At 66.7% G+C, this 18862-nt stretch carries 16 protein-coding genes; 9 read left to right on the top strand and 7 right to left on the bottom strand.

Features of this window, described 5'->3' with window-relative positions; genetic code table 11:
- Positions 1-110: 110 nt before the first annotated feature.
- A complete protein-coding gene (gene cysS / locus ACDI39_RS01790) occupies positions 111-1493 on the bottom strand; it encodes a cysteine--tRNA ligase (protein WP_225790059.1) in 1383 nt (460 codons plus the stop codon).
- Between the two features lie 9 nt (positions 1494-1502).
- A complete protein-coding gene (locus ACDI39_RS01785; RefSeq protein WP_486537369.1) occupies positions 1503-3206 on the bottom strand; it encodes a glutamine--tRNA ligase/YqeY domain fusion protein in 1704 nt (567 codons plus the stop codon).
- A 235-nt stretch (positions 3207-3441) separates the two neighbouring features.
- Between ACDI39_RS01785 and ACDI39_RS01780 the strand changes: the two genes are divergently transcribed.
- Complete coding sequence (locus tag ACDI39_RS01780) at positions 3442-3942, top strand: peptidylprolyl isomerase (protein ID WP_225790057.1); 501 nt, start codon at positions 3442-3444, stop codon at positions 3940-3942.
- Positions 3939-4661: a UDP-2,3-diacylglucosamine diphosphatase gene (locus ACDI39_RS01775; protein WP_225790056.1), complete on the top strand. Its 723-nt coding sequence runs from the start codon at positions 3939-3941 to the stop codon at positions 4659-4661. Before ACDI39_RS01780 ends, ACDI39_RS01775 begins: the two co-directional genes overlap by 4 nt.
- Positions 4662-4771: 110 nt before the next feature.
- Here ACDI39_RS01775 and pvdQ read toward each other — a convergent pair whose 3' ends face one another.
- Positions 4772-7066, bottom strand: coding sequence for a bifunctional acylase PvdQ (gene pvdQ / locus ACDI39_RS01770; RefSeq protein ID WP_253080106.1), 2295 nt, complete (start codon positions 7064-7066; stop codon positions 4772-4774).
- 221 nt (positions 7067-7287) lie between these two features.
- Between pvdQ and ACDI39_RS01765 the strand changes: the two genes are divergently transcribed.
- Entirely contained in the window at positions 7288-7662 is a 375-nt protein-coding gene (locus tag ACDI39_RS01765) for a fe2+ zn2+ uptake regulation protein (protein ID WP_225790055.1), read from the top strand.
- 36 nt (positions 7663-7698) lie between these two features.
- Here ACDI39_RS01765 and ACDI39_RS01760 read toward each other — a convergent pair whose 3' ends face one another.
- Positions 7699-7887, bottom strand: coding sequence for a hypothetical protein (locus ACDI39_RS01760; RefSeq protein WP_225790054.1), 189 nt, complete (start codon positions 7885-7887; stop codon positions 7699-7701).
- Positions 7888-8041: 154 nt separating this feature from the next.
- Here ACDI39_RS01760 and ACDI39_RS01755 point away from each other — a divergent pair, with 154 nt between their 5' ends.
- The 4 genes from ACDI39_RS01755 (at position 8042) to ACDI39_RS01740 (ending at position 10458) form a co-directional block, all read left to right on the top strand.
- Positions 8042-8503, top strand: a complete 462-nt coding sequence (locus ACDI39_RS01755; RefSeq protein ID WP_225790053.1) for a hypothetical protein — start codon at positions 8042-8044, stop codon at positions 8501-8503.
- Positions 8504-8774: 271 nt separating this feature from the next.
- Positions 8775-9155: a Mor transcription activator family protein gene (locus tag ACDI39_RS01750; RefSeq protein ID WP_225790052.1), complete on the top strand. Its 381-nt coding sequence runs from the start codon at positions 8775-8777 to the stop codon at positions 9153-9155.
- A gap of 110 nt (positions 9156-9265) precedes the next feature.
- Entirely contained in the window at positions 9266-9820 is a 555-nt protein-coding gene (locus ACDI39_RS01745) for a DUF2589 domain-containing protein (protein WP_486539047.1), read from the top strand.
- Positions 9821-9924: 104 nt separating this feature from the next.
- Positions 9925-10458: a DUF2589 domain-containing protein gene (locus ACDI39_RS01740; protein ID WP_225790131.1), complete on the top strand. Its 534-nt coding sequence runs from the start codon at positions 9925-9927 to the stop codon at positions 10456-10458.
- Here ACDI39_RS01740 and ACDI39_RS01735 read toward each other — a convergent pair.
- From ACDI39_RS01735 to ACDI39_RS01725, 3 genes are read right to left on the bottom strand one after another with little or no spacing between them, the layout of a single operon-like run.
- Entirely contained in the window at positions 10455-14129 is a 3675-nt protein-coding gene (locus ACDI39_RS01735) for a translocation/assembly module TamB domain-containing protein (RefSeq protein ID WP_486537366.1), read from the bottom strand. The two genes, ACDI39_RS01740 and ACDI39_RS01735, sit on opposite strands and share 4 nt — an antisense overlap.
- The gene (locus tag ACDI39_RS01730; RefSeq protein WP_225790049.1) at positions 14126-15868 is read right to left on the bottom strand and encodes an autotransporter assembly complex protein TamA; all 1743 of its coding nucleotides are present in this window, start codon (positions 15866-15868) and stop codon (positions 14126-14128) included. The genes ACDI39_RS01735 and ACDI39_RS01730 overlap by 4 nt, the downstream gene beginning before the upstream one ends.
- Before the next feature lie 51 nt (positions 15869-15919).
- Positions 15920-16570: a GNAT family N-acetyltransferase gene (locus ACDI39_RS01725; protein ID WP_225790048.1), complete on the bottom strand. Its 651-nt coding sequence runs from the start codon at positions 16568-16570 to the stop codon at positions 15920-15922.
- Between the two features lie 162 nt (positions 16571-16732).
- On the opposite strand from ACDI39_RS01725, the gene xthA reads away from it, so the two are divergent.
- Together xthA and ACDI39_RS01715 are read left to right on the top strand one after the other, a co-directional pair.
- Positions 16733-17545 (top strand): exodeoxyribonuclease III, encoded by an 813-nt coding sequence (gene xthA / locus ACDI39_RS01720; RefSeq protein WP_486537363.1) that lies wholly within the window; start codon positions 16733-16735, stop codon positions 17543-17545.
- A gap of 107 nt (positions 17546-17652) precedes the next feature.
- Complete coding sequence (locus tag ACDI39_RS01715) at positions 17653-18858, top strand: MFS transporter (protein ID WP_253080058.1); 1206 nt, start codon at positions 17653-17655, stop codon at positions 18856-18858.
- The last annotated feature ends 4 nt before the right edge of the window (positions 18859-18862 follow it).

Below are 18862 nucleotides of genomic sequence, written 5' to 3'. Positions count from 1 at the left end.
TTCCGAGCAGTCCGGCGCCCCGGCAAGGCCGCTCCAGGTTCAGCATTGTGCCTGTGGAGCGGCCTGGTGTCGCGAAAGGGGCGCGCAGCGGCCCAACGGGTCTTGCCCGGTCAGTCAGCCAGGCGCCAGGTGGTGCCACCCTTGCCGTCTTCCAGCACCACGCCCATGGCGGTCAGCTGGTCGCGGATACGGTCGGACTCGGCCCAGTTCTTGTCCGCACGCGCCTGCAGCCGCGCCTGGATCAGTGCCTCAACTTGCGCGGCATCGACCTTGCCTTCGGCGCCCGCACGCAGGAATTCGTCGGCATCCAGCTGCAACACCCCCAGCACGTCGCCCAGCTCGCGCAGGCGACCAGCCAGGCCGGCGGCGGCTTGCGGATCGCTGTCGCGCAGGCGGTTGATCTCACGCACCAGGTCGAACAGCACGGCGCAAGCTTCCGGGGTACCGAAGTCGTCGTTCATCGCTACGCTGAAGCGCTCGACGAACGCCTCGCCCCCCTTGGCCTCGACACGCGGCAGGCCGCGCAGCGCATGGTAGAAGCGCTCCAGGGCGCCCTTGGCCTCGCGCAGGCTGTCCTCGGAGTAGTTGATGGCGCTGCGGTAGTGGCTGGCCACCAGCAGGTAGCGCACCACCTCCGGGTGGTACTTGTCGAGCACGTCGCGGATGGTGAAGAAGTTGTTCAACGACTTGGACATCTTCTCGCCATTGATGCGGATCATGCCGCAGTGCATCCAGGCATTGGCATACGGCTTGCCGGTGGCCGCCTCGCTCTGGGCGATCTCGTTCTCGTGGTGTGGGAACTCCAGGTCGCTGCCACCGCCGTGGATGTCGAAGCTCTCGCCCAGGCAGCAGGTGGACATCACCGAGCACTCGATGTGCCAGCCCGGACGGCCCGGGCCCCACGGCGAATCCCAGCTCGGCTCGCCCGGTTTGGCGGCCTTCCACAGGACGAAGTCCAGCGGGTCCTGCTTGGCTTCGCCGACCTCGATCCGCGCACCGATGCGCAGGTCTTCGATCTTGCGCCGCGACAGCTTGCCGTAGCCGACGAACTTGCCGACCCGGTAGTACACGTCGCCGTTGCCCGGCGCGTAGGCATAGCCCTTGTCGATCAGGGTCTGGATCATCGCGTGCATGCCGGCGATATGATCGGTGGCACGCGGCTCCTGGTCCGGCGGCAGGATGTTCAGCCGGCGCTCGTCCTCGTGCATGGCATCGATCATGCGTGCGGTCAGCGCGTCGAAGCGCTCGCCGTTCTCGTTGGCGCGGTTGATGATCTTGTCGTCGATGTCGGTGATGTTGCGCACGTAGGTCAGCTCGTAGCCGCTCTTGCGCAACCAGCGGGTGACCAGGTCGAAGGCCACCATGCTGCGGCCGTGGCCCAGGTGGCAGTAGTCATACACGGTCATCCCGCACACGTACATGCGCACTTTGTTGCCGTCCAGGGGCTTGAAGGCTTCCTTGGTCTTGCTCAGGGTGTTGTAGATGGTAAGCACGGCGGTTCCTCAGCTGCCCCAGGAGTCACGCAGGGTGACGGTGCGGTTGAACACCGGACGACCCGGCTGGCTGTCCTTGAGGTCGGCGCAGAAATAGCCTTCGCGCTCGAACTGGAAACGGTCCTCGGGCTGCGCCTGGGCCAGCGACGGCTCGGCACGGCAACCGGTCAGCACCTGCAGCGAATCGGGGTTGATGTTGTCCAGGAAGCTGCCGCCCTCCTCGGTCTTGTCCGGGTTCGCCGAGCGGAACAGGCGGTCGTACAGGCGCACCTCGCATTCCACGCTGCCTTCGGCCGGGACCCAGTGGATCACGCCCTTGACCTTGCGGCCCTCGGGGTTCTTGCCCAGGGTGTCCGGGTCGTAGGAGCAGCGCAGCTCGACGACGTTGCCGTCGGCGTCCTTGATCGCCTCGTCGGCGCGGATCACGTAGCTGCCGCGCAGGCGTACCTCGCCATTGGGCTCCAGGCGCTTGTAGCCCTTGGGCGGCGTTTCCATGAAGTCGTCGCGGTCGATGTACAGCTCACGGGCGAACGGCAGCACGCGCACGCCCATGTCTTCCTTGGGATGGCGCGGCAGTTCGAGCTGCTCGACCTGGCCCTCGGGGTAGTTGGTGATGACCACCTTCAGCGGGCGCAGCACGCACATGGCGCGCGGAGCGGTGCGGTCGAGGTCGTCACGGATGCTGAACTCGAGCATGGACATGTCGACCACCCCGTCGGAGCGGTTGGTGCCGATCATCTCGCAGAAGTTGCGGATCGACGCCGGGGTGTAGCCGCGGCGACGGAAGCCCGAGAGCGTGGACATGCGCGGGTCGTCCCAGCCGTCGACGTGCTGCTCGTCCACCAGTTGCTTGAGCTTGCGCTTGGAGGTGATGGTGTAGTTCAGGTTCAGGCGGCTGAACTCGTACTGGCGCGGATGGGCCGGCACCGGCAGGTTGTCCAGGAACCAGTCGTACAGCGGGCGATGGCCTTCGAACTCGAGGGTGCAGATCGAGTGGGTGATGCCCTCGATGGCGTCGGACTGGCCATGGGTGAAGTCGTAGTTGGGGTAGATGCACCACGTGTCACCGGTCTGGTGATGGTGGGCATGGCGGATGCGGTAGAGGATCGGGTCGCGCATGTTCATGTTCGGCGACGCCATGTCGATCTTCGCGCGCAGCACGCGCTCGCCATCCTTGAACTCGCCGGCCTTCATGCGCGCGAACAGGTCCAGGTTCTGCTCGACGCTGCGCGTACGGAACGGGCTGTCCTTGCCTGGCTCGGTCAGGCTGCCGCGGTATGCGCGGGCCTGCTCCGGGGTCAGGTCGCAGACATAGGCCTTGCCGGCCTTGATCAAGTCCACCGCCCAGTCGTGCAACTGGTCGAAGTAGTCCGAGGCATAGCGCACCGGGCCTGCCCACTCGAAGCCCAGCCACTTGATGTCGCGCTGGATGGCGTCGATGTATTCCTGGTCTTCCTTGGCCGGGTTGGTGTCGTCGAAACGCAGGTGACAGACGCCACCGAACTCCTGGGCCAGGCCGAAGTTGACGCAGATCGACTTGGCATGGCCGATGTGCAGGTAGCCGTTGGGCTCGGGCGGGAAGCGGGTGACGATGCTGCTGTGCTTGCCCGAGTCCAGGTCGGCCTGGATGATCGGCCGCAGGAAGTTCGCAGGGACGGCGGGAGCGCCTTTGGCAGCGGCGTTGGGCGCGTTGTCGGCAGTGGGCTTGCTCATAGGTTCCTTGAATGCAGGTGTTCGGCCCGGGTAGGCCGATTGAATCAAAGGGCCTATCATAGCCGAAGCAGTCAAGCTGCCGACAGCCGGGCGCCGACAAACTGGCGCGATTTATCGCAGGCCGGGCAAAATGGCCGGCGCACGCCCTGTGTCGCGGTCGCCCGATCCTGCGTCAGGTGACAGTACGCGCCCTGCGCACCCTATTCATGAATGCCTTGAAAGAGCGAATTCCAGTATGTCCAAAGTCAAACTGAGCACCAACCACGGCGACATCGTCCTGCAACTGGACGCCGAGAAGGCACCGAAAACCGTCGAGAACTTCGTTCAGTACGTCAAGGACGGCCACTACAATGGCACCGTGTTCCACCGCGTGATCAACAACTTCATGATCCAAGGCGGCGGTTTCGAACCGGGCATGAAGCAGAAGTCCACCCGCGCACCGATCCAGAACGAAGCCGACAACGGCCTGCCGAACAAGCGCTACAGCATCGCCATGGCCCGTACCATGGAGCCGCACTCCGCGTCGGCGCAGTTCTTCATCAACGTCGCCGACAACGACTTCCTCAACCACAGCGGCAAGAACGTGCAGGGCTGGGGCTATGCGGTGTTCGGCGAGGTGATCGAAGGCCGCGAGATCGTCGACGCGATCAAGGGTGTGTCCACCGGCTCCAAGGCCGGCCACCAGGACGTGCCGAAAGATGACGTGATCATCGAGAAAGCCGAGATCGTTGAGTGATCCTGCTGATCTCCGACCTGCACCTGCAAGAAGAACGCCCGGACATCACCCGGGCGTTTCTTGATCTGCTCGATGGCCGTGCGCGCCATGCCAGGGCCTTGTACATCCTGGGCGATTTCTTCGAAGTGTGGATCGGCGACGACGCCATGACGCCCTTCCAGCAGTCGATCTGCCAGGCCTTGCGCCGGCTCTCCGACAGTGGCACGGCCATCTACGTGATGCACGGCAACCGCGACTTCCTGATCGGCCAGCGCTTCTGCCAGGCGGCCGGCTGTACCCTGCTGGACGACCCGTGCGTGGTGGAACTGGGCGGGGAGCCGGTGCTGCTGATGCATGGCGACACCCTGTGCACCCGCGACCTGGGCTACATGAAACTACGCCGCTACCTGCGCAACCCGCTGAGCCTGTGGCTCCTGCGGCACCTGCCGCTGGCCACCCGGCAGAAGCTGGCCCGCAAGCTGCGCAGCGAGAGCCGCACGCAGACACGCATGAAGAACACCGAGATCGTCGACGTCACCCCCGAGGAAGTGCCGAAGGTAATGGCTGCCCATGGCGTGCGCACCCTGGTCCATGGCCACACCCACCGGCCAGCGATTCACAAGCTGGTGGTCGATGGCGAGCCGGCACGGCGTATCGTGCTGGGGGACTGGGACCGTCGCGGCTGGGCCTTGCAGGTGGATGAACAGGGTTTCCAGCTGGCGCCGTTCGAGTTTCCCTGAGACCAGGCCCTGCCCCATTCGCAGGCTTGCTCCAATGCCGGGGCCGCTAAGCGGCCCCAAATGGGCGGCACAGTGGATAGATTCCAGCCTGACCGCCCTCGCCTCCCTGGTTACTGACCGCTGCTGGCCACTGCGCTGTGGTCGCGCTCGCTGATCACATACTGCCGATACTGCGGATCCGCCTTGATCTGCGCCTCGGTGAACGGGATCGGCGCCAGTTGCTTGGCCGAGAAGGCGCGGGTCTGGTCACCGGCATGCGGCGAAGCGGACTCGCTGGACTGGGAGAACGCCAGCAGGCCCTGGGCTTGCGGTCCCTGGTCGGTGAAGCTGACCAGTTGCAGGTAGCTGGTACCGCTGACCACCAATCGCTTGCCCGCCCCGCGCGGGACGCTGTAGATGGCGTTGTACACCCCCAGGCCCTGTGGCCCACCCGGCACGGGCGTGCCGTCGGCCGCCTGCTGGATCTGGCCCCAGCGGCTGTCGGCGCTCACGCCAGCCTCGGCCACCTGCTGCTGGGAGGCCAGCGCCGCCTCGCGCAGCAGCTTGCGTACCGCCGCCTGCTCGACGGCCAGGCCGCGCGGGGTATGCTGCGGGTCGGCCGGGTCGAAGGCCACGCGCCAGCTCTGCGGGTGCTGCGCCAGGGCGCCGAGGATGTTCTCGAAATGCACCAGGCCGATGCCGCTGTCCAGGTCGGCCTTGCCGTTCCAGTCCGCCAGGCTGCTGCACACGGCTTGCAGGTCGGCCCCGGTGGATTTGCACCATTCCAGCAAGTCCGGCAGCAGCAGGCTGGCCAGGTAGACCTCGTCGTCCAGCACCATGCGCTGCAGGTCAGCGACACCCAGCTTGCCATGGCCTTGCAGACGCTGCAGGGCAAAGCGGCCACGCATGCCCAGGGGCTGGTCGTCACGGCTGACCAGCGGCGAGAACCCGGTCAGCGGCTGCGCCGGGTTGGTCATTCGCGCCGGGTCGTTGGAGTTCTGCACGAAATCTCGACGCTCCAGGCTCGGCAACAGCCGCGCCGGGAAGATCCCGGGTTGGGCGGCTTCGTCGTCGACCTTCCACTGGCAGGCGCTGCGCGAACCGTCCAGCACCACCAGCGGCCCGGGCGCGGCGGGGTCGCTGCAGTGGGCGAGCAGCGCCTGGTCGACGTACGGCACCACCGACTGGTTCAGGTACAGCGCCTGACCATCGGCATCGACGGCCAGGGTGTTGACCCAGGGAATGCCCTGCACCTGCCCTACGGCCGTCTTCAAGGACGCCAGGCTGTCGGCTCGGTTGATCCGGTACCACTGCTGCAATACCCGGGTGTTGTCCAGGTTGGCATCGCGCAGGCTGTAGGCGTAGCGGTTGTCCCAGTCCAGCCGGCCGGGCCACTGCACCACCGGGCCGAAGGCCGAGGCATAGACTTGGCGCGCGACCTGGCTCAGTTGGCCATCGTCGCCCTTGACCGTCACGCTCAGGGTCTGACGGGCCAGCGGTAGCGACTTGCCGTCGAGCAGGTAGCGGGTCGGGTCCTTGGGGTCGAGCTGCAGGCGGTAAAGGGTGAAATGCTTGGACGTATCGACCGTATGGGTCCAGGCCAGATGCTGGTTGAAGCCGATGTTCACCACCGGCAGGCCGGGCAGCGCGGCCCCCATGACATCCAGCTGACCGGGAATGGTCAGTTGCATCTGGTAGAAGCGCAGCCCACCCATCCACGGGAAATGCGGGTTGGCCAGCAACAGGCCGCGACCGTTGGCCGAGCGTTGCGAGCCGACCGCCACCGCGTTGCTGCCACGTTCCGAGGCGAATTGCGCCTGACGCGCCAGTGCCACGCTGAAATCCTCACCCGCTCGCTGCGCCGCCAGCTTCGGCGGGGCCGCCGCCACCAGCGCCTCGGCGAACTGGCCGACGCCTCCCTCCACCAGCAGGCGGCGGGTCAGCTTGACAAGGTCGAGGCTGGTGATCGGCCGCAGCCAGTCGCCTTGCCCACACTCACCGGGCAACCCCTGGGCCCGGCGTTCGGCCAGGGCCCGGTTGTAGCCGCTGGCATAACCTTCGAGCAGGTCACGCACCTGGGCCGGCTGGGCCTGGAGGAAGTCTTCCGTCGCCGCCTGGGTGTTGAGCCAGGTGAAGAACAGGTCGCTATCGAGGTTGTCGCGCTGTTCGACGGTCTTGCCCTTGGCGCCGAAATAGCGGGAGCGCTCACCGTTGACCGTCAGCACCTCGTTGGCCAGCAGGCAAAGGTTGTCCTGGGCGTAGGCATAGCCGATGCCATAGCCCAGGCCGCGTTCGTCCTTGGCCAGGATGTGCGGCACACCGAAGCTGGTACGGCGGATCTGCGCCGAGGCATCGCCGGCGGTTTCCCGGGCCTGTGCGGCCAGGCTGGCGGCAACCAGCGCGGCCACCAGGCCAAGACGGGTCATGGGACGCGAAAGTGTGGTCACGGGCACTCCTGGAGTTGTAAGGGTGATCCCGATCAGACGAATGGCTGGATGAAAATTTTACGCCTGGCGGGGCTTTGCAACGTCTTGAAAAGGACGCGGCAAATTTTTTCAGGCAAAGGTTGCAGTTTTGCCGATCTCATTCGTCTTAGTAAGTGAGGCACCCATGATTTCGGGACAGATCACGAAAAAGGAGCATTCACATGTACAACCCACAACCCTCGCCACAGAGCGCTCGAAGCCCGGGCAAGGCGAGTGCCGGGCAGCTCGCCGGCACGGCGGAACGCGTCGGCAACGAGCAGATCCGCGAACTGCTGCGCACCTACGGCCTGCGCACCAGCCTGATCCGCCTCAAGGTCATCGACGCCCTGCACAACGCCGATCGCAATGGCCGCAGCATTGGCGTGCGCGGCGTTCATGCGCAACTCGAGCAACTGGACATCCCGCTGTCGTTCCTGAGCGTGCGCGAAGTGCTCAAACGGCTGTGCGCCGAAGGCGTGATCAGCCTCGGCAGCGACAAGTGCTACAGCCTCAACCCCCAGGCCAGGGCCGTGCTGGAACAACCCGCCGCGCGCTGAGCGCATGGCCGGCCAAGGCAGGCCAGCCCGTGCAGGTCAACGCTTGACCTTGCGCCGCAGGATCCCGTTGAGCACCACCACGACGACCGCGATGGCGATGGCGATGTACTGGAACGTCTGCTCGCTGATCGTCCCCTGCCGCTGCAGGTAGCTCAGGCCCACCATCAGGCCCATCATCACCAGGATGATCAGGATCGAGTACTTCAAGCGTTGCATGTGTGTCATCAATGGTTCCTTGCGACATCAGGGACATAGGGCTCGCGACGAGCCGCGCCCATGATACAACGATGCAAGGCGCAGGCGGGGCATTTCCTGCTGAGCCCACCTGCCCGCACCTGAAAGCATGAAGCCCCCACCACCACTCCCTGATGGAGGCCCCATGCTCAACGCCATGCTGATCGCAGGCCTGCTCCTGCTTGCTCCCTCTCCTGCCCACGCACTGGAGACCACCCACCTTCCCCCTGAACGACTGCATGCCCTTGGCAGCGCACTGGCCAACAAGGCCGGCTCCAGCCAATGGCAACTGCTGTGGCAGAACGTACGCACCGCCGGCTACCTGACAAACCACCCCACCCGCCTGCACTTCAGCGTGCCGCACCGGGAGTTGCCGACCCTGGCCCGCGAGACCCTGGCCCAGTCCGACCAGGTCGAGGCCCTCGAACGGACTCGGGCGCGCTATCGCCGTGACTTTCATCCGCGGGTCATCGGCCGACGCGATGGCCAGGCACTCAATGCTCTGTGCCTGGTCGTGGACTGGCGGGCCGTGCCCCACGGCATGCGCGACAGGCCCGAGGCCTACCTGCGCCTGGCCAGGTTGCTGGACAGCTATCCCTGTGACTGAGGGTGGTACTACCCAATGAGCCACCTGGAAATCGCTACCACGGAAAACCAAGGCCTGCCGGGCAAAGCTGAAGCGATGTCCTACGCGAGCAGCCATCGCTGCCTGCGAGACATGCTCACTGGGGCTACAGGCCTTGGCCCGCATGGCGCCTAGCGACGTTGTCAGGCCCTGCTCGACAATCCAGTCACACCACCACAGCACCGGTGGCGTACCCGACAGCCATCCCGGATGTCCATGCATTGCGCCACCCCACACGCCCGAGGGAGCCCATATGGAATTGCCAGACCTCAGCCACATCGAAATCACCCAGTTGCCGCATTCGCTGCAATCGCTGATCGAGTGCATCGGCATCGAGAACGCCTACCGCCTGACCTGCGCCTATGGCGGGCGGCCGAAATACATCCCCAAGCACCGCGAGCGCACCCGGCTCGCCGATGTCCTGCCGGCCGAAGCCTTGGAAGCGTTGATCAAGCGCTTCGCCGGCGTGGCACTGGAGATCCCCAAGGCGGATCACTTCCTGCGCCAGCTGCGCAACCAACAGATCCAGAAGGAAAGCGCCGACGGCCTGTCCCGTAGCCTCTTGGCCAACAAGTACGGCCTGAGCCTGCGCCAGATCGGCAACATCCGCCGCCTGGAGAGCCATGCCCGCTGATGGGCATGACACCCACCCACCCTCACCTCAATCTCCCTTGACGAAAAGGAATGCCACCCTTGGCCACGATCGACAACAACCTCATCGGCTCCGTGCTCAATGCCCTACCGATGGACAGCATGATTGCCGCCCCGCTGCAGGCGATGATCGATGCGCAAGTGACAGCCAGCAAGTCCTACGCCGAGTTCCTCATGCAGGTCTGCGTGGAAAACGGCAAGGCCCGCGCCGTCGAATTCAACTACGAAGAAACGGTGGTCGACGAGCAGGGCCAGGCCCAGGGCACCATTGCCCGGAAAATGCAGATCCCGCTGATGGCGGCCATCACCCACCCCAACATCTGCATCGAGCAAGGCACGGTCGAGTTCGAGCTGACCATCAGCCAGATGGCCGAGAGCAGCAAGTCCACCGAGGCCAATGCCGAACTCGAGGCCTCGCTTGGCTGGGGCCCGTTCAAGCTCAACGTCAAAGGCAGTGTCAGCCACAAGTCGGCGCAGACGCGCAAGACCGACACCCGCGCACGCTATGCCTTCAACACCACGGTGCGCCGCCAGGAACCACCCGAAGCACTGCAGCGCGTCATGGACTTCCTCACCGAAGCCGCCATCAAACCCGTACCGGTGAGCAACGCGGACAAGGCGCCGAACCTGCCGCCGGCGCAGGCGTAGCAAGCCACCCTCCACCCATCCCCCGCCCCCGCTGCCCGCGGGGGTAGCCCCTTAGCGCTTGAGGAGCCTACCGCGTGGAATCCAGCATCCCCAGCCAAGCCCCGATGACTTCGAGCGACCTGAGCGACATCACCCGCGGCCTGCAAGAAGCCGCCGCGGCCACCAACACCTTGGTCGCCCAGCAGTACATCAGGCTGTTCGACCAGTTCTTCGACTACGACCCGAACGCATTGGGCAGCCCGATGAAGGCCAAGATGGTCGAAGTGGCCATGGACGGCCAACACAGTTTGCAGATCCCGCTGATCACCCTGGTATCTCCCCGTGGCCTGGCCCTGGAGCGCATGCAGGTCGACCTGTCGGTGCGGGTCAACGGCCTCGACGCCGGTGCCGCCGTCGAATCGGGCGCCGTTGGCGGCACTCGCTTCCAGGTGACGGTCGGCGCCGGTGGCAGGCGTACCGACCAGCGCGACCCGGACGAAGTGCAGATCCGCATGCAGTTCCAGGCCTGCGAGCCTCCCGAGGCGATCAATCGCCTGATCGAGGAATACACCAACCTCATCCTGCCCCGGCGCCAACCCGCCCCAGCCGCCACGGACGAGCAGCGCAACGAGTTCATCGACGCCGCCACGGTCCGTTAGAAATCCCGCTTGTAGAAAATGTCCAGCGAGCTGGCCAGCCCGCTGGCTGCCTCCAGGTACACCTTCTTGCTCAGCTTGTAGCGCAGGGCGATGGTATTGGCCGGCTCGAACACCCCGACGCCGTAACGCAGGCTCAGCCGCTCGGTCAGGTTGCCGCTGGCCACCACGCTGGTGCTGGTCCCCGAACCCTCGGTGTCGAGTTGGAAATCATCGATACCCAGGCTCGAGGCCAGGCTGCCGGTGAGCCCGGCGCTACCGGCCAGGCCCAGGCCGAGGGCCGCCTCGGCGAGCATGTTGCTGTCTTCGCCGGAGGCGCCCAGTGGCCGGCCAAGTACCAGGTACGACAGGGCCTGCTCCTGGCTCATGGCCGGCTCGGAGAACACCTGGCTGGTGGGTTGCTCGGCGCTGCCGCTCAGGCGGATGCCGGCGATCACATCGTCGACCCGGCGGATCGCTTCGATGTCTAGGTAGGGTTGGTCGATGGGGCCGGCGAACAGCAGGCGTGCGCGGCGAATGGTCAGGCGCTGGCCATAGGCCCGGTAGCGGCCGTCGGCCAGGCGCAGCTCGCCCCGGGTATCGAGGTTGTCGCCAATGTGCACGTGGCCCAGCAGGTTGGCCGTCAGGCCGAAGCCTGTGAACGACAGCTTGTCCTGGCCGACCTCGACATCGATATCCATGGCCACCGCCATGGGCGGCTTGCCCTCTTCGGTCTGGCGACCGACGATCACCGCGTCGTCGGACACCTTGACCGTCGACGGCGGTAACTCGCGCACAGTGATCTCGCCCTTGGGCACGTGCACCTTGCCAGTCACTGCCAGCCTTTCGTCGACCAGGCGGATGGTCAGGTCCGGCGCCACTTCCAGCGCCGCATAGGGCTCGACGTTGACCGGCAACTGCTGGCCTTGCAGGCGCAGGTGCACGCCCAGGGCCTGCCCCCAGGTCAGGTTGCCGTCGAGCTGGCCACGCCCGGCCTGGCCGCTGCGCCAGTTGCCTTTCAACTGCACCTGCTCGCCGGCGATCAACGCCTGTAGCGACAGGTCCTGCAGGCTGACCGGCAGCTGCGCGCCGCTCACCTCGCCCCCGGTCAAGGCCAGGCTGCCATTGACCTGGGGCGCCAGCAAGGTACCGGACAACCGACCACTGCCATTGAGCTGGCCGACCAGGCGCTCGACCATCGGCACGAACGGCCGGGCGATCGACAAGTCCAGCCCGGTGAGACGGAAGTCGCCGGACAGCGGCTTGTCCTTGCCCAGTGGATCGAGCCGGGTCGTCAGGTTCAGCTCGCCCAGGCGCTCGCCACGAAAATCCAGGCGGGTATCGATGCGCCGCGGATCGAGCGTGCTGTCCAGGCGCAGCACCTGGTACGGGAAATCGATCCAGCGCCCGTTGTCGCGTACCCGCAGGGTGCCGCCGCTGGCGTCGACGTGGACGCTGCCCTTGGGCCCGCTGGCGGGTATGTCCAGATTGATGTCGGCGCCGAGCAGGCCCTGCCAGGCGAAATCCTTCGGCAACCACTGGGCCAGGCTGTCCAGCGGGAACTGCTTGAGGTGAAAGCGCAGGCGCGGCTCCGGCGCCAGGCGCTGGTCTTCGCCGCACAGGCTGGCTTGGCCGGCGCGCCAGCAATGGGCACCCAGGTCCAACTGGCCGTTGGCCAGGCGCTGCACCCGCGCCGGGGCCTGCAAGCGCCAGTCCTGGCCGCCGGCCTGGATTCGCCCGCTGGCCAGGCGGCCGTGCCAGTCCCCTTTGGCCAACTGGCCGTCCGCGGCCAGGTCGAGCTTGAGTTGTGGCCCATCGAGGCCCACGGTGGCCGCCTGCTGACGGATGTCGCCCTTGCCTTCGACGTCCAGGTTGCCCAGCGCCGTGTCACCCAGGCGGATGTCGCCTGCCTTGAGCGTGACCAGCCCACGCTGGGCATTGTCCAGGCGGGCGTCCAGGGCCAGGCGCTGGATGCGGTTGTCGGCCTGGCCCAGCCGCTGACCCTGCAGGGTCAGGCTGCCTTGTGGCGCCGCCAGGGTACCGGCCAGGTCCAGCCGCCCCTTGACCTGGCCGTGCAACTGCGGCCACAGCTGGCCCAGGCGCGGCAGGTCGAGATCGATGCGCCCGGCCAGACGCTGCTGCAGGCTGCCGCTGCCATTGATGCGGTTATCGCCCAGTTGCACCGCCAGGCTGCCCAGGGTCCAGTGCTCACCGGCGCCCTCGGCCTCGACCTTGAGCAGTGCCGGCTGGCCACGCAGGCGCCCCTTGAGGTCGAGTTGCGCCTGCAACTGCAAGCGCTCGTTCTTCATTTCCCCCTGGCTGCGCAATGGGCCGGCCAGGGTGCCCGGCAGCTCCGCGACCCAGTAGGCCGGGTCGAGGGCCGACAACTGCAAGTCGACATCCCAGGCCAGGGTATCGGCGAAGCGCAGCGCGAGCATGCCGGTGGCCTTGCCCTGCCCGGCATTCAGGGCCAGCTGCGGCAGGCGCACTTGGGTCAAGTCACCCTCGAAGGGGCTGGCCAGGCTGAAGGCGCCCGCCGGACCATCGAGGTCGCCGGCGAAGGTGCCCTGGTAGTTGCCGTCGCGGTACTGCACCTGGGCGTTGAAGCGCTTGAGGGTGACCTGCGGCGCCTCCTCCAGGGGGTAGAGGCGCAACCAGGGGAAGTCCAGCCAGTCGACCTTCGCGTCGGCCGCCAGCCCCTGCTGCCAATCGGCACTGGCCTGCAGCTTGACCCGCTGCTGGTCGTCGGCATTGAGGTCGAGGGCATCGAGCCTGGCGCCCTTGGCATCCACCCGCCCCGCCAGGACCAGGCCGATCGGCCCCTGCTCGGCCGGCAAGCTGGCCGAACCGGACAGCTGGTAGCCCTCGAGCAAGTCGCCCTTGGCATCGAGGCGAAGCTGGTTCAACTGCAAGGTGTCGGGCAGCGACGCGGAGGGTTTGAAGGCATCGGCACGAATGCTCAACATCGCGGGCAAGTGCTCGGCCAGTGGCTGCAGCGCGCCGCTCAGGTGCGCGTCGAGATAACCGCTGCTGGTGGCCTCGAGGTCGAGGGTCTTCTGCAAGTCGCCCTTGGCGTTCAGCCCCAGTTGCCAGGGCTGGCCATCCACGGCAGGCAACTGCAGCGTGCCGCCCAGTTGCAGCGGCCAGTCGCCTTGCGGTTGGAGGTTGCCTTGCAGGCTCAGGTGCAACTCGTCGCGCTGCAGTTGCAGGGTGTCGATGCGCAGGCCTTCGGCCGTCCAGTGCGCGGCCAGTTGCAGGTCGCCCAGCAGATCGCTGCCATCGAGGCGCAGTTGGCCGACCTTGACTTCGCCCAGCTCGATGGCCAGCGGCAGACGCAGCGCTGGCAACTGCAACGGGCCGCTGTCCGGCGCTGGCTCAGCGGGGGCGAAACCCATGTCGACCCGCTCGGCTTGCAGCCGCTCGATGCACAGCCTGGCCCCCAACAGGCACCCCGGCGACCAGGCCATGTGCGGCGCCAGCACCTCGACCCGATTGCCAGCGTCGGCCCAGAGCAGCCGCTCGGCCTGCCAGCCACCGCCCAGGCGCCCCTGGAAGCCCGTGACCTCCAGCCCCGGCACCTGCTTCAGGGCCCAGCCGCTGCCGGCCTGGGTACCGAGCACCAGGCCAAGCGCCAGCGCGACCAGGGCCAGCAGGCCCAGCACGGTCAGCAGGAGGTATTTGAAAACACGCGTCACAGCTCAGGCCCCATGGAAAAGTGCAGACGCAAACCTCCGTCGTCGTCCAGCGCCCGGGCCAGGTCCAGGCGCAACGGCCCGACCGGAGAGACCCAGCGCACGCCGATACCGACGCCGGTCTTGAGGCTGGGCAGCTCCAGCGTATTGAACGAGTTGCCCTGGTCGATGAACGTCGCCACGCGCCATTTTTCGGTCAGCGAGTACTGGTACTCGGCGCTGCCGGCCACCAGGTAGCGGCCGCCGATACGGTCGCCATCGCTGTTCTTCGGCGACAGGCTCTGGTAGTCGTAACCCCGTACGCTCTGGTCGCCGCCGGCGAAGAAGCGCAGCGATGGCGGGATGTTGTGCTTGTAGCCGTTGGTGGCACTGCCGCCGAACTGCACACGACCCAGCAGGCGGTGGCGCTGGCCGAGCGTGGTCAGGCCCTTGAGCAGGACGTTGCCATGCAGCAGGTTGGTGTCCGAGACCAGCCCTTCCTTGGCGGCCTGCAGGTCGAACTGCAGGCGGTAGCCATTGTGCGGGTCGATACGGTTGTCGCTGCGCAGGTAGGCGAAGCTCACCCCAGGCATCAGCAGGTTGCTCAAGCCCGAGTCGTCGCCCAGGCGGTATTCCTCGCGCTGGTACTTGAGCGAGATCACCCGTTGCCAGCCGCTGGGCAGCTTGCTGTGCCACTCCGGGCCGACCGTCAGCAGCTTGCTCAGGGTATCGGTGCCGGCGATCTCTTCGTTCTGGTAGCCACCGGCGAAACGCAGCTTGTCGGTCAGGGGTGGGTCGAGGGGGATGTCGTACCACAGGCCGACGTTCTGCCGTGGCGCCGACAGTTCGGTTTCCCAGCCGTAGCTATGGCCCTGGGGGTTGACCCAGTGCCGGGTCCAGTTGGCCTTGCCGCGCGGGCCGACGTCGGTCGAGAAACCCAGGCCCAGCCCCATGGTGCGGGGCTTGCGGGTCTCAAGCAGGACATCCACCGGCACCACCTCGTCGACCGCGGCGGTCGGCGCCGCGTCGACACGCACGCCCTCGAAGTAGCCACTGGACTGCAGGTCATTGTTGAGTTCGGCGATCAGCTCCGAGTCGTAGGGCGTGCCAGGCTTGAAGGCAACCATGCGCTGCAGCAGGTCGTCGTCCAGCGGGGTGTCGCCGCCGAAGGTGACCGCGCCCAGGCGGTAGCGAGGACCGCTCTGGTAGACCAGTTCGATGTCGGCGACCCCGGCCCGTGGGTCGACGGCCAGGCGTTGCCGGCTGAAGCGGCCCTCGAAGAAGCCATAGCGCGAAGCCTGGTTCTGGATCAGCCGCTTGGCGTCCTCGTAGACACCATGGTTGAGCTGTTCGCCCGGGCGCAGGGCCTTGGCGTCGGGAATGCGGAACGCTTTCATCTCGCTGGCCGGCCCTTCGATGCGCACGGTCACGTTGCGCAGGCGCACCGGCTCACCCAGCTCGATGTGGATGATCAATTGCGCTGGGTGGTCCTTTTCGCTCGGCGGCTTGACCTCGCTGGCGATCCGCACCTGATAGTAACCCAGGGCCTGGGCGGCTTTGCGCGCCTGCTCCTGGGCGCCGCGGCTAAAGCGCAGCAAGGCCTCTTCGTCGCGGTCCCCGAGGCTGCCGATATAGCCTTCCACATTGGCCTTCAGGGCCTTGTTGGCCGGTTTCACCCGCACCAGCAATTCGCTCTGGGCCCACACTACGCTGCTGGCGGCCCAAAGGATCAGGCCCCAGGTAAGTCTTCCTGAATACGTCATGCGGCGCATGCTACCAGAGGCGCGCCACGAGTGCGCCGCTTGTCGGCTTCGTCACGCCGTCGCCGGCCTCGACGACGACGGATTGGGGTGGAAGAACACCCGCTCGCGGATCGGCCCCACGGCGATCTCACCGATCTCCTGGTAGCCCTGGCGCTGGTAGAACGCCAGGTAGTGGGCGTTGCCGGTATCCAGGATCACGCCTTGGGTGTCAGGGTCTTCGGCGCACCAGTCGTGCACCGCCTGGAGCAACTGCTCGCCATAGTGCTGCCCCTGGAACTGCGGGTGCACGCCCAGCAAGGGCAGCACATGCACCTGGTCCGTGGGCAGGCAGGCGGCCAGCGCGGCCTGGTAGTCGAGGTAGCGCCGGGTGCAGCGCAGGCCCGTACCGAGGATCATGCGCAGGCGCCAGCTCCAGCTGTCGGCCACGCCCAGGCGGCGGTACGGCGGCACGATCAGCGCCAGGCCCACCAGGCGATCGTCCAGCAACAGGCCGATGGCCGGCAGTTGCATGTAGAAATGCTGGCGCACCCACTCGCGCACCATCGCCCGTAGGCGCCGCTCGTAGCCCGGGCGCTGGGCCTCGAACACATAGGCGAAGGTGGGCTCGTGGCGATAGGCATGGAACAGCAGCGAGCGCGCCTCGCTGCTGTAGCCATCGTCGAGCATGCAGATCCGGGCCGGGGCGGCAGTGGCGTCGGGCATCGTCGGCAGTCCTCCTGGAATGGTCATGCAGTGTCTTGGAGGTGATCCTCCACGCATCGTTCAGCCCCCCAGCACGTTAGCAGTGCCAGCGCTTGGGTGCCATGCTGGTGGTGACGGCCGATGTCGGCTAGCATCCGAGGCTTTTACCAGGATTGTCTTTCCATGAAGATCGTCTCGTTCAACATCAATGGCCTGCGCGCCCGCCCTCACCAGTTGGCGGCGGTGATCGAGAAACACCAGCCGGACGTGATCGGCCTGCAGGAAACCAAGGTCAGCGACGATCAGTTCCCGCTGGCCGACATCCAGGCGCTCGGCTACCACGTGCATTTCCATGGCCAGAAGGGCCACTACGGGGTCGCCCTGCTCTCGCGCCGGGAGCCGCTTTCGCTGTTCAAGGGCTTCGCGGACGATGAAGAAGATGCCCAGCGGCGTTTCATCTGGGGCACCTTCGTCGACGCCAACGGCACGCCCATCACCGTCATGAATGGCTACTTCCCCCAGGGCGAAAGCCGCGACCACCCCACCAAGTTCCCGGCCAAGCAGCGCTTCTACCGCGACCTGCAGAGCCTGCTGGAAGGTCAGTTCCGCAGTGACCAACCGTTGCTGGTGATGGGCGACATGAACATCTCGCCCCAGGACTGCGACATCGGCATCGGCCCGGACAATGCCAAGCGCTGGCTCAGGACCGGCAAGTGCAGCTTCTTGCCCGAGGAGCGGGAGTGGATGGAGCGCCTCAAGAACTGGGGCCTGGTCGACAGTTTCCGCCACCTGCACCCGGAGGTGGACGACCGCTTCAGCTGGTTCGACTACCGCAGCCGCGGCTTCGAGGACGAGCCCAAGCGCGGCCTGCGCATCGACCTGATCATGGCCTCCCATGGCCTGGTGCCGCGACTCAAGGCAGCGGGCGTGGACTACGACCTGCGGGGCATGAAAAAGCCCTCCGACCATGCGCCTATCTGGCTGGAATTGCACTGACTCAAGCGGCAAGCTGCAAGCTACAAGCGGCAAGAGAACGTGAGCACCGCACCGCTTTACTTGCGGCTTGGCGCTTGCCGCTCCCCCCATCGCACCGGACTCCCCCCATGAATGCTGCAAAGGACACTGCACCCCCGCCCGCCACCTCGACCCTGGACATGCGGCCGTTGTTGCTGGTCAACATGGCTTGCACCATGTCGATGATGGCGTTCGTCTCGCTGATCGGCCCGATCGCCCGGCTGCTGGGCATGGCCACCTGGCAGGCCGGTGCGGCGGTGACCGTGGCCGGCGTGGTCTGGGTCGTGCTGGCACGGCCGTGGGGGCGCGCCGCCGACCGTCATGGGCGGCGACGAGTGTTGCTGCTGGGCAGCGCAGGCTTCGCCCTGGCCTACTGGGGGCTGTGCCTGTTCATCGATGGCGCGCTGCGCTGGTTGCCGGGTGCCACCCTGGCCTTTCTCGGCCTGATGCTGGCACGCGGGCTGATCGGCGCGTTCTACGCGGCCCTGCCGGTGGGCTGCAACGCACTGATCGCCGATCATGTCGAGCCGCAACGGCGTGCCGGGGCCATGGCATCGCTGGGCGCGGCCAACGCCGTCGGCCTGGTGATGGGGCCGGCCCTGGCGGCGCTGCTGGCACGCCATAGCCTGAGCCTGCCGTTCTATATCATGTCGCTGCTGCCGGCGACCGCCTTCCTCGTGCTGCTGTTCAAGCTCAAGCCGCAACCCCTGCCCCAGCGCCATGCACCCAGCCCGGTACGCCTGGCCGACCCGCGCCTGCGCCGCCCACTGCTGGTGGCCTTCAGCGCCATGCTCAGCGTGACGGTGGTGCAGATCACCGTGGGGTTCTTCGCTCTCGACCGCCTGCAACTGGGCTCGGCCGAGGCGGCCCAGGTCGCCGGCATCGCCCTGACCACGGTCGGCATGGCGCTGATCCTGGCGCAGGTGCTGCTGCGTCGGTTGCAGTGGCCACCGCTGAAGATGATCCGGGTTGGCGCCAGCGTGTCGGCCCTGGGCTTCGCCTGCGCCGCCCTGGCCCTCAGCGCCCCCTGGCTGTGGGCCTCGTTCTTCGTCGCCGCGGCCGGCATGGGCTTCGTCTTCCCGGCCTTCTCGGCGTTGGCGGCCAATGCCATGCAGGCCTCGGAACAGGGCGCTACCGCAGGTTCGGTCGGCGCCGCCCAGGGCATGGGCGCGGTAGTCGGGCCCCTGGCCGGTACCCTGGTCTATGCGCTCGACCCGCGCCTGCCGTTCCTGGCGGTGGCGGCCCTGTTGCTGCTGGTCGGCCTGTGGCCGATGCCCGGCGCGCAACGCCGCTGACAAG

The organism is Pseudomonas sp. Tun-23181, from assembly GCF_057415455.1.
This window is presented reverse-complemented; position numbering and strand designations above follow the sequence as displayed.